15 protein-coding genes are annotated in these 13,524 nt (G+C 47.1%); 11 read left to right on the top strand and 4 right to left on the bottom strand.

What is annotated here, in order from left to right; genetic code table 11:
- Window positions 1-9: 9 nt before the first annotated feature.
- Both C7R92_RS04755 and C7R92_RS04750 read left to right on the top strand, forming a co-directional pair.
- Window positions 10-1,089, top strand: coding sequence for an undecaprenyldiphospho-muramoylpentapeptide beta-N-acetylglucosaminyltransferase (locus C7R92_RS04755; RefSeq protein WP_106833409.1), 1,080 nt, complete (start codon window positions 10-12; stop codon window positions 1,087-1,089).
- 71 nt (window positions 1,090-1,160) lie between these two features.
- Window positions 1,161-1,991: a lipoate--protein ligase family protein gene (locus tag C7R92_RS04750; protein WP_106833408.1), complete on the top strand. Its 831-nt coding sequence runs from the start codon at window positions 1,161-1,163 to the stop codon at window positions 1,989-1,991.
- A 55-nt stretch (window positions 1,992-2,046) separates the two neighbouring features.
- On the opposite strand, the gene dat is transcribed toward C7R92_RS04750, so the two are convergent.
- Complete coding sequence (gene dat, locus C7R92_RS04745) at window positions 2,047-2,898, bottom strand: D-amino-acid transaminase (RefSeq protein WP_106833407.1); 852 nt, start codon at window positions 2,896-2,898, stop codon at window positions 2,047-2,049.
- Between the two features lie 317 nt (window positions 2,899-3,215).
- Between dat and C7R92_RS04740 the strand changes: the two genes are divergently transcribed.
- The gene (locus tag C7R92_RS04740; protein WP_106833406.1) at window positions 3,216-4,553 is read left to right on the top strand and encodes a M28 family peptidase; all 1,338 of its coding nucleotides are present in this window, start codon (window positions 3,216-3,218) and stop codon (window positions 4,551-4,553) included.
- A 165-nt stretch (window positions 4,554-4,718) separates the two neighbouring features.
- Here C7R92_RS04740 and C7R92_RS04735 read toward each other — a convergent pair whose 3' ends face one another.
- Complete coding sequence (locus C7R92_RS04735) at window positions 4,719-5,726, bottom strand: hypothetical protein (RefSeq protein WP_106833405.1); 1,008 nt, start codon at window positions 5,724-5,726, stop codon at window positions 4,719-4,721.
- Window positions 5,727-5,882: 156 nt separating this feature from the next.
- On the opposite strand from C7R92_RS04735, the gene C7R92_RS04730 reads away from it, so the two are divergent.
- From C7R92_RS04730 to C7R92_RS04720, 3 genes are all read left to right on the top strand, one after another.
- Window positions 5,883-6,446 carry an NADPH-dependent FMN reductase gene (locus C7R92_RS04730; RefSeq protein ID WP_017247978.1) on the top strand — a complete coding sequence of 188 codons (564 nt, stop codon included), beginning with the start codon at window positions 5,883-5,885 and terminating at the stop codon, window positions 6,444-6,446.
- A 99-nt stretch (window positions 6,447-6,545) separates the two neighbouring features.
- Window positions 6,546-6,977 (top strand): transcriptional regulator MntR, encoded by a 432-nt coding sequence (gene mntR, locus C7R92_RS04725; protein ID WP_017247979.1) that lies wholly within the window; start codon window positions 6,546-6,548, stop codon window positions 6,975-6,977.
- A gap of 120 nt (window positions 6,978-7,097) precedes the next feature.
- Window positions 7,098-8,027, top strand: coding sequence for a patatin-like phospholipase family protein (locus C7R92_RS04720; protein WP_069844608.1), 930 nt, complete (start codon window positions 7,098-7,100; stop codon window positions 8,025-8,027).
- Between the two features lie 43 nt (window positions 8,028-8,070).
- Here the strand turns inward: C7R92_RS04720 and C7R92_RS04715 are convergent, their stop codons facing one another.
- Together C7R92_RS04715 and C7R92_RS04710 are read right to left on the bottom strand one after the other, a co-directional pair.
- On the bottom strand, window positions 8,071-8,430 hold the full coding sequence (locus tag C7R92_RS04715; protein WP_017247981.1) for an ABC transporter C family protein: 360 nt from the start codon (window positions 8,428-8,430) through the stop codon (window positions 8,071-8,073).
- 36 nt (window positions 8,431-8,466) lie between these two features.
- Complete coding sequence (locus C7R92_RS04710) at window positions 8,467-9,414, bottom strand: DUF1385 domain-containing protein (RefSeq protein WP_017247982.1); 948 nt, start codon at window positions 9,412-9,414, stop codon at window positions 8,467-8,469.
- 124 nt (window positions 9,415-9,538) lie between these two features.
- On the opposite strand from C7R92_RS04710, the gene C7R92_RS04705 reads away from it, so the two are divergent.
- The 5 genes from C7R92_RS04705 (at window position 9,539) to ant(6) (ending at window position 13,333) form a co-directional block, all read left to right on the top strand.
- On the top strand, window positions 9,539-10,051 hold the full coding sequence (locus tag C7R92_RS04705; protein WP_069845448.1) for a YqhR family membrane protein: 513 nt from the start codon (window positions 9,539-9,541) through the stop codon (window positions 10,049-10,051).
- Window positions 10,052-10,191: 140 nt separating this feature from the next.
- Complete coding sequence (aroQ, locus tag C7R92_RS04700) at window positions 10,192-10,632, top strand: type II 3-dehydroquinate dehydratase (RefSeq protein WP_106833403.1); 441 nt, start codon at window positions 10,192-10,194, stop codon at window positions 10,630-10,632.
- Window positions 10,633-10,661: 29 nt separating this feature from the next.
- The gene (locus C7R92_RS04695; protein WP_106833402.1) at window positions 10,662-11,732 is read left to right on the top strand and encodes a M24 family metallopeptidase; all 1,071 of its coding nucleotides are present in this window, start codon (window positions 10,662-10,664) and stop codon (window positions 11,730-11,732) included.
- Window positions 11,733-11,773: 41 nt separating this feature from the next.
- Window positions 11,774-12,331: an elongation factor P gene (efp, locus tag C7R92_RS04690; protein WP_007725738.1), complete on the top strand. Its 558-nt coding sequence runs from the start codon at window positions 11,774-11,776 to the stop codon at window positions 12,329-12,331.
- A gap of 144 nt (window positions 12,332-12,475) precedes the next feature.
- Window positions 12,476-13,333 carry an aminoglycoside 6-adenylyltransferase gene (ant(6), locus tag C7R92_RS04685; RefSeq protein ID WP_106833471.1) on the top strand — a complete coding sequence of 286 codons (858 nt, stop codon included), beginning with the start codon at window positions 12,476-12,478 and terminating at the stop codon, window positions 13,331-13,333.
- The last annotated feature ends 191 nt before the right edge of the window (window positions 13,334-13,524 follow it).

The raw sequence follows: 13,524 nt of genomic DNA, 5'->3' as shown, positions 1-13,524 counted from the left end.
TCGGGCCGAATGAAGAGAAAGATTGTGTTTACCGGTGGTGGTTCGGCAGGACATGTTACTGTGAATCTGGCGCTTATCCCCCACTTTATCAAGCTGGGCTGGGAAGTCGCCTATATTGGTTCTGCGACAGGAATTGAACGAGAGCTAGTCGCCAACCATCCGGATGTTCGCTATATTGGCATTTCTTCAGGCAAACTGCGACGGTACTTTGATTGGAAAAACGTGAGTGATCCGTTGCGAGTCGTCAAAGGCATTTGGCAGGCGTCTCGATTTCTTGGCAAATGGAAGCCGGATGTGATTTTTTCCAAAGGGGGCTTCGTCTCCGTGCCGGTCGTATTTGGGGGGTGGCTAAACCGTCTTCCTGTAGTCATCCATGAATCTGATCTGACACCCGGTCTCGCAAATAAGCTGGCTGTCCCTTTTTCCAGCAAGGTGTGCGTAACATTTCCAGATACGCTTTCGAAAGTGCCGAAAAACAAAGGGATTCACGTAGGCGCAGTTGTGCGAGATGAGCTGAAGCAGGGGAGAAGAGAAGCGGGCTTGTTATCTTGCTCTTTTTCTACAAAGAAACCTGTCATGCTCGTCATGGGAGGAAGTTTGGGAGCACGGAGAATAAACGAGGCGGTACGCCATTCGCTTACTGCTTTGCTCGAACATTTTTCCATTGTACATATTTGTGGCAAAAATCAAGTGGATGAAACGATTCAGGTGAATGGCTACAAGCAATTTGAGTATGTACAGGAGGAATTGCCCGATTTGCTGGCAATGGCTGATCTTGTCGTGTCTCGAGCAGGCTCCAATGCGATTTATGAGTTTTTAGCCCTGCAAAAGCCGATGCTCTTGATACCGTTGTCACGTGAAGCAAGTCGGGGTGATCAGATTTTAAATGCACAGTCTTTTAAAAGGCAGGGCTTTTGTCATGTTTTGCTGGAAGAAGAGCTAACGGCTGATCGCTTTTTTCAAGCGGTGAATGACTTGCAAAACAACAGGGAGTCCATCTTGCGGCGAATGCGGGAAGAGACTGAGAAGAAAACAGATTCATTGGCGCAGGTCTTGGCCATTTTGCAGGAAACAGCTCGCTCCAATTAGCCCATCAGAAGCTTGCCGTCCTTCATGCCAGAAGCGTACAATGAAGGCGTTGTGAATGAGGAGGTACATAGATGGAACAGTGGCGCTATATCGTGACGGAAGCAATGTCACCCGCGATGAATATGGCAGTAGATGAAGCGATTTTGCAGTTACACAGTGAGGGCAAGGTTCCCCCGACCGTTCGTTTTTACACGTGGGACCCCGCGACACTGTCGATTGGTTATTTCCAAAAGGCCATCAAGGAAATAAACCTGGAGGAAGTACAAAATAGAGGACTGGGCTTTGTTCGCAGAGCGACGGGAGGGCGTGCTGTTCTCCACGATCAGGAGCTGACATACAGTGTCATCGTATCCGAAGACCATCCGAAAATGCCTTCGAGTGTGACGGAAGCATACAAAATCATCAGCTTGGGACTGCTGCACGGATTCCAGAACCTTGGACTCTCGGCGGAAATGGTCTCTTTAGCGAGTGAAGAGGAGAAGGAAAAGTACAATTCGCCAGGGTCATCCGCCTGCTTCGATTCGCCCTCTTGGTATGAGCTCGTGGTAGAGGGGAAAAAAGTAGCGGGAAGCGCTCAGACCCGACAAAAGGGCGTTATTCTTCAGCACGGCTCTATTCTGCTTGATATGGACGTAGATTTACTATTCTCGCTCTTGCATTTCCCATCGGAGCGGGTAAAACAACGGATGATCGATAGTTTCCGACAAAAAGCAGTGACGATCAACGAAGTAAGCCCACGGCCAATCAGTCTCCAAGAATCCATCGAGGCGTTCTCGAAAGGCTTTGCATCTGGATTGGAAGTGGAGCTGATCTCTTCAACGCTTACAGACGAAGAACTCGCGCTGGCAGAAGAACTCGTTAAGACGCGCTATGCCACAGACGAATGGAATCTGCGTCGTTAAACAATAAAGAAAAGCTCTCTCGGATGTATATGCATACCGGGAGAGCTTTTGTTCATTACACGAGTACACTTGTGTTGATATGCTGTTCAAACAAATCTTGTAGCGTAAGCACGACAGGTCCTGGCTGTCCGTTGCCGACAGCGACGCCATCTACCGAGATGAGCGGCATGATTTCCGCAGTCGTGCTGGTGAGGAAGACTTCATCGGCTTGCTTCAAGAAAGCCATGTCAAATGCTTCTTCATGTACAGTGATGCCATTGTCCCGAGCCAAATCAATGACCACTTGGCGGGTAATTCCGTGCAGGATCAGATTGTCAGCCTGATGCGTATACAGCTCGCCATTTTTTACGACGAACAAATTGGAAGAGCTGCACTCTGTGATGACGCCGTTGCGGTGCAAAATTGATTCTTGGGCACCTGCATCCTTTGCGTATTGTTTGACAAGGACAGCTCCTAGCAGATTGAGCGTTTTAATATCGCAACGGAGCCAGCGGATATCTTCGACGAGTTGTGCTGTCCAGCCCTTTTTCATATCGGCGACAGGGCGGTCCTTGTGACGGACAAAGCCCATGATCACAGGCTTGATCCCAGACGGAATATCGTGAACACGCGGTGAGGCGCCACGAGATACTTGCAGGTAAAGGCTGGCGTCATCATTCTCCGTGATGTTGTTCTTGACGATCAACTGATTCGCTAAATCTGTCAGCTCTTCTGCGCTCCATGGAAGCTCCATTTTTATTTCTTTGGCACTTCGAAACAAACGGGTAAGATGTCCATCCCATTGATACATGCGTCCCTTATAAATGCGTACTACCTCATATATGCCATCCCCAAAGTTATAACCGCGGTCTTCTGGATGAACTGCGACTTGCCCTTCTTCTACCCATTTTCCATCTACATACAGCATGGTACTTCCCCCTCAATGGATTCCAATCCGTTTCTTTCAAACGGTTTTTTATTGATTCCACCTTAGCAAAAGGGAAGGACATAGGTCAATTTGAAAGTCGCCTTTTCTTTATCAATAATTTTACAGAAAAAAGCACCTTTCTATTAAGAATTCATATGGAGGGAAGTCACTCGAAAAATCGACGTTTTGGGCAGAAGAAAGCGAAAGCTGTCCAGGGATGGCGCAGGATGAAGTTATTTGACTAACTATTCTGACTAGACTCTATTTGTCATAACCGCCCATAATAAATGCAAAGAGCGAAGGAAAGGGAGAATGCCATGCGATCAGTCCGTCATTATGCGCTATGTGCCTTGCTTGTCTGTGGAACGATATTTCCGATACCTTTCCTTTCACATCGTGCTCATGCAGAGGAAACGCAAGATTGGATCGATAGTGAACGCTTGTATAGCCATGTCGAGCAATTGGCGAGAACAGCTCGTCCACCTGCTACTGAAACGGAATTTGCGGCAGCTGTCTATGTGGAAAATACACTTCGATCTTACGGGTACAAGACCAAGCTCGATCCCTTTTCTTATTATACGTACCGAAAGCCTGCTACTCTATCACTGACGATAGAAGAATGGCCAGGTCAAAAATGGACAGTAAGTGGATTTTCTTTTGGGATCAATGGAACCGCGACAGCAGAAGTGGTGGATGCAGGCTTGGGAAGAGCGGTTGATTTTGCGAATGATGCATCCCGGGGGAAGATTGCCTTGGTCAAGCGAGGCGAGATTCCGTTCGGAGAAAAAGTACGCCAAGCAGCAGCTGCCGGAGCCGTTGCTCTTATCATCTGGAATGATCGAGAGGAAGGCTGGAATGCTTCGCTGGGCGAACCTTTGGATATCGCTGTGCCTGTAATAGCTTTGTCTAAGGCGGATGGCACGAAGCTCCAAAAACGCATCATGGACAAGCGGCCCGTAAAGGGAAGCGTCAAGGTGGAAGGAGCCGTAAGCATCAAGCAAACCTCGTATAATATCGTGGCAAGTCGAAAGTCCAATCAAAACGACACCGGGCAGGTCGTCATGGTATCCGCTCATCATGATTCCGCTGGGTTATCGGTTGGGGCTAATCACAATGGCTCCGGTGTAGCAGCCTTACTTGAAATCGCGCGTAATATGGCTGACAAGCCGATCGATACGGAAGTGAGGTTTGTCAGCTTTGGTGCAGTTACATCGGGAAACAGAGGACCGATTGCTTATGCGAATGCCTTATCAGCCAAGGAACGACAAGCTATGATTGCAGCCTTCTATGTCGATGGTGTGGGCAGCCAAAAGGCAGAGCTTGTTGCAATCAATTCGCTGGGCAACGAAAATCTGCCAATCCAACTCCTGAGAGAAGCGGGGGCATCATCTTCCCAAAAGAATGGTACACGTGAACGAAACGGTGCAGCGAGCTCTTTGGCCGCCGCAGGTATTCCTACGGCACTTGTGACGAATGCAGAGACAGGACAAGCAAAAGAAGACTCCTTGGCGCAAATGGATTGGGAACAAACTACAAAGGCGACTAAGGCGGTCCTTTCAGCAATCCACAAAATTACGGCACAAACAACGCCAGCTTATCCGTTGGGTACTCCAAATGGGGTACAGCTGAAAGCGGAAAGTGAGGCTTTGCAGTAAACGTCTCCTTCGGGGGACGTTTTTCATTTGTGGTAAAATGAGGGAGAGTAACCATGTGTAGAGGAGGCCTACGTGACGATGAGTCCGTTGAAATGGGTCCTATCATGCCGAAAAAAGTGGCCAAGACTCTGTCTTGACCACAGGAGTTACCAGTAAACAATCAGGTCAATGCTGATGCTTCCAAAGGTACCAGCCCATTAAGAACATGCCGCAATAGGTCGTTGCACTGGCGATTGCAGACATACTCCACGGAACCACGAGTGTGAGGAGAGAGAATACCAAAACGGTAAGCAGCATGACGACAATCAATGGCAGCATTTGTAGATGTTGACGTGTCGCAATTGGATGTGTCAACGAGTAGAGTAGGGCTGCGACAATGACTCCACCATGCACCAGCGAGAGGATAGCGAGAAGCCAATCGCCACCCGTCATCATTTGAACCAAAATTTGTTTGATAGGCAATATAGAGGAGTGTGCATCATGCCAGTGGGCAAGAAGGATAGCTTGACCTAAAAACGTGAACAAAAGGAAGATTCCAGCACCGATGATTGCCCCCATCCGAACTGTACGCTCATGGGACGCACGGACTGCCAGAGGTAGAGTCGTGGCCAAGCTGATAAGAAAATGCAAAGCAAGGAAAAATACGGCGTGAATCAGCCAGTTCACATTCATTTGATAACCCAAGCTCGGTATTGGGACATGGGATTGTGCGCTGAAAATCAATCCGAACAATAATAAACCGATGGATAGAGATATGGCTGTTGCAGTGACAATCCATCTCCAACGATTTATGATAAAGAAGATGGCTGCAATGGTCAGAAGGATGAACCAGAGAGGAGAGAGCTCCTCCAAGAGGAAATCTGCCTGTTGGCCAAGCATGACTCCTGTATAGCCCAATAGCAGAATGTGGGTGATTACAGATAGGCTAGAAGCGAACGCTTCGCCACACAATACGTAGTACAGCTCGTACAGGGAGCCAATTTGCTTGCGATGGCAAAAGGTCAACAGCTGGACGCCGAACCATCCGAGGCCAAGAGCCGCAAGTGCAATGCCGATTGTCCCCCAGGAACCGAAATAAGTAAAAAAGCGTAACCACTCATATCCACCCAAGTAGAATCCACCTAACGCAGACCCTGCAAAAAGCACGGCGATATGCCAAGCGACTTTGTCCATAGGCATCATCCTCACTTGCAACTTGGTACAAGTGTATGTGACAAACAGGTCTGTTCAGAACAGACGATATTAAATAAACATAAATGTTTACAAATTATACTTAATGGAATATAATGATGATCATACCAGTATTTAGATTATCGATGGGGTGAAACCATGAAAATTGTAGGAATAGCCGGAAGCATGAATGCCAATTCTACGACCAAACAAGCGATTCATATTGTACTCGAAGCAGCGAAGGCTGCAGGTGCCGATGTTGAAATGATTCATCTCGCGGACTGGAAGCTGCCGCTGTATGATGATCGTGATGATACCAGTACGTACCCTGAAATTGTCCATCAATTTGTCAAAGCAGTTTCTGAAGCGGATGGACTTGTGATCGGTTCGCCTGAATACCATGGCACAATGACAGGTGCTTTGAAAAACGCCATTGACTTCCTGGAAGGGCGCATTTTGCGTGACAAGCAGGTTGCCATCATTGGCGTCGCTGGGGGAAGCATGGGTGCTACGAACACGGTCAACACCTTACAGTTAATCATGCGCAACCTGCATGCATGGCCGTTGCCATCTAGCCCTTCCATCCCAAGTGCGTACAATGCTTTTACACCAGAAGGCAAGCTGAAGGATGAGCGTTTGCAGGCGCGCATGGAGCAGTTGGGTCAACAACTCGTACAATATGTCCAAATGATGAACCCAACACCAGAAAAACAGCTGCGATAGGTACTTTTCTCTTGCAAATGGTTCTCATTACACGGTATGATATTTCTACGTGCCTTTTTTGGCTAGATGAAATAACGGTTTGGAAATGAGGGGTTCACAATGCCGCCGACGCCGAGTATGGAAGACTATTTGGAACGCATTTACAACTTAATTGAAGAAAAGGGCTATGCTCGTGTCTCCGATATTGCTGAAGCGTTAGAAGTACATCCCTCTTCGGTCACGAAAATGGTTCAGAAGCTAGACAAAGACAAGTATCTCGTTTATGAAAAATACCGCGGGCTTGTCTTGACGCCAAAAGGGAAGAAAATCGGAAAACGCCTAGTGGACCGTCACAGTCTTCTAGAAGAATTTATGCGGATCATTGGCTTGGATGAAGAGCATATTTATCAGGATGTGGAAGGAATCGAGCATCACCTGAGCTGGGAATCGATTACATGCCTGGAGTATCTGGTTCAGTACTTCGAGGCAGATCCAAAGCGTATAGAAGAGCTTCGTAACATTCGTTTGTTAGATGAGCAAAAAGAGGAATAGTCTATATCGTCATCGTATTATAGCGCAAGCCGACCAGGCTTGCGTTTTTCTTTGTGGTAACGGAAAAGCTGTCGTCTTATACATGGAAAATGGGGAGGAATTTTAGGGAGGGGAAACAAAGTGAAAGCGGATGCAGTCTTTGAAGGTGGCGGCGTAAAAGGAATCGCTTTTATCGGTGCCTTGCGAGTCATGGAGGAGAATGGATACACATGGGAAAGGCTCGCTGGTACCTCGGCTGGCTCCATTGTTGCAGCTTTGCTTGGCGCAGGCTATTCAAGCCATGAGTTGAAACCGATCTTTGAAGAGCTGGATTACCTTCACTTTCTCAAGCGCTCAGGGCTGGGCAGGCTCCCTCTCATCGGACCAATCTATGAACTAGTCGTGCGGGAAGGGGTTTATCGAGCAGATCGAATCGAGTTGTTCATAGAGAAGTTGTTACAGCGAAAAGGAGTGCGAACATTTGGAGATCTTCCTCCTGGTAAGCTGAAAGTTGTCGCTTCTGATGTCACTGACGGAAAAATGCTTATATTTCCCGACGATTTGGCACGGTATGGTGTAGAACCAGATCATTTTCCTGTGGCACGAGCCGTTCGTATGTCTTCCTCTATTCCGTTCTTTTTTCAGCCCGCAAAGCTGACAAGTGCTGGACATGTGCACTACATCGTCGATGGCGCATTATTGAGCAACTACCCCGTGTGGTTATTTGATGTAGAGGGGACTCCCCGGTGGCCGACAATTGGTTTTCGCCTGAGTGATGATCAAAACAAGAGAGAAGCGACCAGTATCAAAGGGCTTTTTTCCTTCTCTCGGGGATTGCTGGCGACTATGCTCGATGCCCATGACCGTCTGTATGTGGAAAAGGCAAAAGCCGTTCGGACGATTTTCATTCATACATTAGGGGTAAGGACAACCCAATTTCAGATGTCAAAAGAAATGAGGCAGCAATTGTTTGAGTCAGGGGAGGCAGCCGCTCACAAATTTTTGGCACAATGGGATTTTGAAGATTACGTAAAAGTGTTTCGCAATAGCTCTCCGAAAATGCTGGTGTGAAAAACAAAAACAGGTCGCCGATTCAGGCAACCTGTTCTTGTTTTTAGTGGGAGATATTATTTTGCGATTTTTCGTCTTGTTTCTCTTTTTGCTTTCCTTTGCTGCCTTCGATCACACGAAACGGATGATCTTTTCTCGGGGTAGTCGACTGCTTTTTCACTGCTTGCCGACCTATGGAGGGCTTTGGCTTCACCTTGACCTTTGGCTGTCTAGGTTTGCCAGAGCCTGCGCCTTGTGAAAAGAAGGAGCCGGTTTGTAAATAGTTGCGCACGACCAAGAAAAGTACAACGGATAATCCCAAGATGATAATCGTACTAACAGGGTCATTGATGAGTGTGATCAAAAATCCGTAAATCGCTAATACGATCACTATCAGAATCACTGGTGGAATGCGGCGTAACATAGGGCTTCACCTCTATGGGAATAAAAATGCCTCACGCTATCCGGTCGTAACCATTCTTTCCTGCACGTGCTTCTGATCAAGCTCCCGCATCTTTTGGAATGAAGCGATGGCTACCTCGACTTGGCTGTCATCTGGTTCACGAGTCGTGATCTTTTGCAACCACAATCCTGGATAACCAAGGTAACGTAGGACTGGTACATCACGGAGCTTGTTTGTCCACTGCAAAACCTCATAAGAGACGCCGATTACCAGTGGCAAAAGAACAATGCGTTGTACGACCCTCTCCGTCAGGGAGTCATAACTGAACAGTGAGTAAATCACGACACCGACGAACACTGAGAAAATGAGAAAACTGCTACCGCAACGATAATGCAGAGCGGAAAATTTTTGTACATTGGCTACTGTTAATTCTACCCCGGATTCGAATGCGTTAATCACTTTATGCTCGGCTCCGTGGTATTGAAAAAGCCTTTTAATCAACGGAGCTTGTGCAATCGCTGTAATGTAGCCGAGGAGGAGCAAGATTTTAAATCCGCCTTCAGCCAAGGTTTGAGGAACGCCATCCGGTACCCATTTTCCGAGTAAAAAGTCAGCCAGGAAAACGGGAACGAGTGTAAATACGAATTTCCCGAACAGGAAGGAAAGTACCCCGACGACAGCAACACCTAAAATCATAGTGAGCTTCGATGGACTTTCAGATACTTCTTCTCCAGACTCCATACTGTATTGTTCAGAGGCGAAGTTGAGATGTTTGGCCCCATTGGCGCTGGCTTCGACCAAACCAACAATCCCACGCACAAACGGAATCTTTTTCAGCGTAGTAATCCATTTATATTCCGATCTTGGGGATTCAAAATACTCAATTTCATGATTTTTTTTGCGAACAGCCGTAACAGTCATGGTTTTGCCACCGAACATAACTCCTTCGATGACGGCCTGACCGCCGTAGCTAGGTACGTTTTGTTGCGCCAATACAATCACCATCCTTACCACTATATTAACGGAAATGGCGACTTGAAGCTACAAGGAGTTCGCACTTTTCCAACAAATGTAAAGCAAAAGTGAAAAGCTTAGAGGAAGAGCATACTAGAGAACAGAGGTGATGGAAATGGAAATAAGCAAAACAGGACGGAAACACAAGCAAGCGCGTGTATCCCATACGGAAGAAGAGAAGCAAGGGAGTAAAAGAGTCTCCACTTCGAAGATTTTGGAGGTCGCATTCTGGGGAACGATCATTTGGGGGCTCGTCCGGTTGATGGCTCACTTTTTGAACATGACCCCGTATGGAGTCGGAGCTTTTGCACGTCCCTTTATCAACATCGAGGACGAAAATAAGTTTGCGAGCGTGTGCCTTGGTGGTATCGTGCTATTCGTTGAAACAGCCGTTGCTTCCTTTGTGTTCAGCTTGCTTTTTAGCCGGATCCGTGCCTGGTGGTTGGGACTCGTCTACGGGGCTGGCATGCTAGTGATAGCAGGCTTCTTCTTTCATATCGGAAATTGGGAGATAGCCACTTTAAGTACGGAGGGCGCTTGGTATTTGACGTTTGGCTTGTTTATCGGGATGACAATCATACTCGAGCAATCCGACGAGAATCATACATGGAATGAGTCTACAAGGTAGGAGGATTTCTCCGTTCCTTGTCAAAATGGATGTAACAATGTTCGAAAAGTTTCATAGATGAATGCCCACTATGGAACTAGGACGGCATGTGGTAAAATGTTTCATTAGTAAAAAAACTTTTATAGGGAGAGGGATGGTCGATGACTTCCGTCTTGTTATTGAACGGACCCAACCTGAATTTATTGGGGACAAGGGAGCCGGATGTTTACGGAAGGGAAACGCTGGAGGATGTGGTGACAATCCTGACGGGTGTCATGGATGAGTTGGGCGGAAAGCTTGAGCATCTCCAATCGAATCACGAAGGTGTCCTCATCGACGCGATTCATCTGGCGAGAGGTGTCCATGACGGCATCTTGATCAATCCAGGGGCATTCACACATTACAGCTATGCGATCCGAGACGCATTGGCCAGTGTGGCTCTGCCAACGATTGAAGTACATATTTCCAATATTCATGCACGGGAACCATTTCGCCATCACTCAGTCATCGCTCCTATCGCGATTGGACAAGTTGTCGGATTGGGGATCGATGGATATCAATGGGCGCTAAGAGCGCTCGTCCGTAAAATCGAAAGAAAATAAAAGCTGTCAAAAAGGGGAAAAAGGCTGCCATGAAACAACGTTTGCATAAATTGCGTGAAGCACTTACACAAGTTGGAGCAGAGGCGTTTATTACCGAAAAAACAGAGAATCGCTTCTACTTGAGTGGTTTCACCGGATCAACGGGATGGGTAATTGTCACCGAAACAGAGGCGTTTCTCGTCACTGACTTCCGCTATGTGGAACAAGCGCAAGAACAAGCACCTGAATTTACTGTAGTAAATAACGAGAGAAAAGCTGTTGAAGCGATTGCAAAGCTCCTGCAAGAAAAAGGGATTAAGCGTTTGGCATTCGAGAGCAGCGTGGCCTTTAGCACCTATCAGGATTGGAACAAAGGATTTGACGGAGTAGAACTGGTGCCAACAAGCGGTCTGCTTGAAAAAATCCGCATGTTTAAAGACGAATCCGAGATGGTTATTATTCGTGAAGCGGTTCGTATCGCGGAAGCAGCATTTACGCATATTCAGGGCTACATCAAGCCAGGTGTGCGTGAATCCGATGTTGCTTTGGAATTGGAATACTTCATGCGCAAACAAGGAGCGACAGGCTCTGCATTTGATATGATCGTAGCGTCGGGTGTGCGCGGTGCTCTGCCACATGGACGAGCTTCCGAGAAAGTGATTCAGGCAGGGGAAATGGTTACGCTCGACTTTGGTGCTGCTTATCAGGGCTACAATTCCGATATCACACGCACATTGTCTGTGGGAGAGCCAGACCCGAAAATGCGTGAAATCTACGAAATCGTTCTGCGTGCACAGCTCGCAGGTTTGGAAGCACTGAAGCCAGGTGTATCCGCAAAAGACGCTGACGCAGCAACGAGAGATATCATCACAGCAGCAGGCTATGGCGATGCCTATGGACATAGCGCAGGTCACGGTCTCGGACTGGAAGTTCACGAGCTGCCAGGGCTGTCGACTGTAAGTACCTTCGTATTGGAGCCAGGTATGCTCGTAACGATGGAGCCAGGCATTTACGTAACAGGACTTGGTGGCGTTCGGATCGAGGACGATGTGTGGATTACTGCTGATGGTCATGAGAACCTGAACAAGTCCACGAAAGAGTTGCTCATTTTGCCTGTGTAATTTATACTTATTCTGTTATTGATTGATTTGGGAGGACTACCATGATCTCTGTAAACGATTTTCGTACCGGTTTGACAATCGAAGTGGATGGCAATATTTTTACCGTGCTAGAATTCCAACACGTAAAACCAGGTAAAGGTGCGGCATTCGTTCGCTCCAAACTGCGCAATCTGCGTAGCGGCAACACGACAGAAATGACCTTCCGCGGCGGCGAAAAAGTAAACCCTGCCCGGATTGAATCCAGCACAATGCAGTACCTGTATGCTAGTGGCGATGAATACACTTTCATGAATACTGAAACATACGAGCAAATGACGTTCACTCAAAAACAAATTGAGCGTGAACTGCGTTTCCTCAAGGAAAACATGAACGTGCAAATCATGCAGTACAACGGAGAAACAATCGGTATTCAATTGCCGAACACAGTTGAACTCGTTGTAACAGAATGTGAGCCAGGTGTAAAAGGTGACACTGCTTCTAACGTAACAAAGAAAGCAACCTTGGAAACTGGTTTCGTAGTAAACGTTCCTCTCTTCGTAGAAGAAGGAGAGCGTCTAATCATCGATACTCGTACGGAAGCATACGTTTCCCGCGCGTAAAAGTACGGATTGCAAGAAAAAGCTGTGCCCATTTGGGTGCAGCTTTTTTTATTTGGATTTCATATATTGATGTAGTATTGTAAAAATTATGCAATTACACTACATTAAGTGGACGGAGAAATAGTAGGGTGGAGGGGGATGGCTGTGAGAACGGAACAAGAAATGATGAGCATGCTGATCGATTTCGCCAGGAAGGATGATCGAATCCGGTTGGTAACCTTGGAAGGGTCACGTACGAACAAAAACATACCCGCAGATCCATTCCAAGATTATGATATTTCGTATTTTGTGACAGAGATGGATTCTTTCAAGGAAAATGATCAATGGCTCGATGTTTTTGGGAATCGGATTATGATGCAAAAGCCGGAGGATATGGAGCTGTTTCCGTCCGAGTTAGGGAATTGGTTTTCCTATCTCATGCTATTTGAGGATGGAAATAAAGTAGATCTGACGCTGATTCCGATAGACGAGACAGAGCAGTATTTTGCAGATAGCGACGGTCTAGTTGAGGTATTGCTGGATAAGGACGAGCTTATCAAACACGAGGTGCTCGCTTCCGATCGCCAATATTGGACCCGGAAGCCAACTGCTAGAGAGTTTGATGACTGCTGCAATGAATTTTGGATGGTCTCTACTTACGTTGTTAAAGGTCTGGCAAGAAAAGAAATCCTGTTTGCGATTGACCATCTCAACGAAATTTCCCGACCGAATTTGCTCCGAATGATGGCCTGGCAAATCGGGTGTGAGAAAGGGTTTACCTTTAGTGTCGGGAAAAATTACAAATTTATAGATCACTATCTTCTAAAAGAAGATTGGGAAGCGTTACGATCCAGCTATAACGAAAACGGCTACCCGCAGATGTGGGAATCGTTATTCACTTGCTACGAGCTATTTCGAAAGTACTCCAAAGCGGTGGCAGAAAGTCTCGAATATCCGTATCCAGATTACGATGAAGCCATTACCAAGTACGCGGAAAACATCTACTATTCGTGGAAGTTATGAATGCCATTCGACCGCCTTTATCAAGGGCGGTCTTCTTATGTTGTGCAGATCGCTCGACCACGAAAGCTGGCGAGAAGAAAAAGCATAGGGCTCGTAGACCTTGACAACGCCTACCCAGTCGGAACTTAAAAAAGGGGACCACGCTTGTCGAACACTTCTTCCTCGAGAAACTTCCGCCCGTAGGGTGGCTT

The organism is Brevibacillus porteri (assembly GCF_003013475.1).
In the GTDB taxonomy this organism is placed as follows: domain Bacteria; phylum Bacillota; class Bacilli; order Brevibacillales; family Brevibacillaceae; genus Brevibacillus; species Brevibacillus porteri.
The sequence above is the reverse complement of the archived record's forward strand: the minus strand, read 5'-3'. Positions and strand labels throughout refer to the sequence as shown.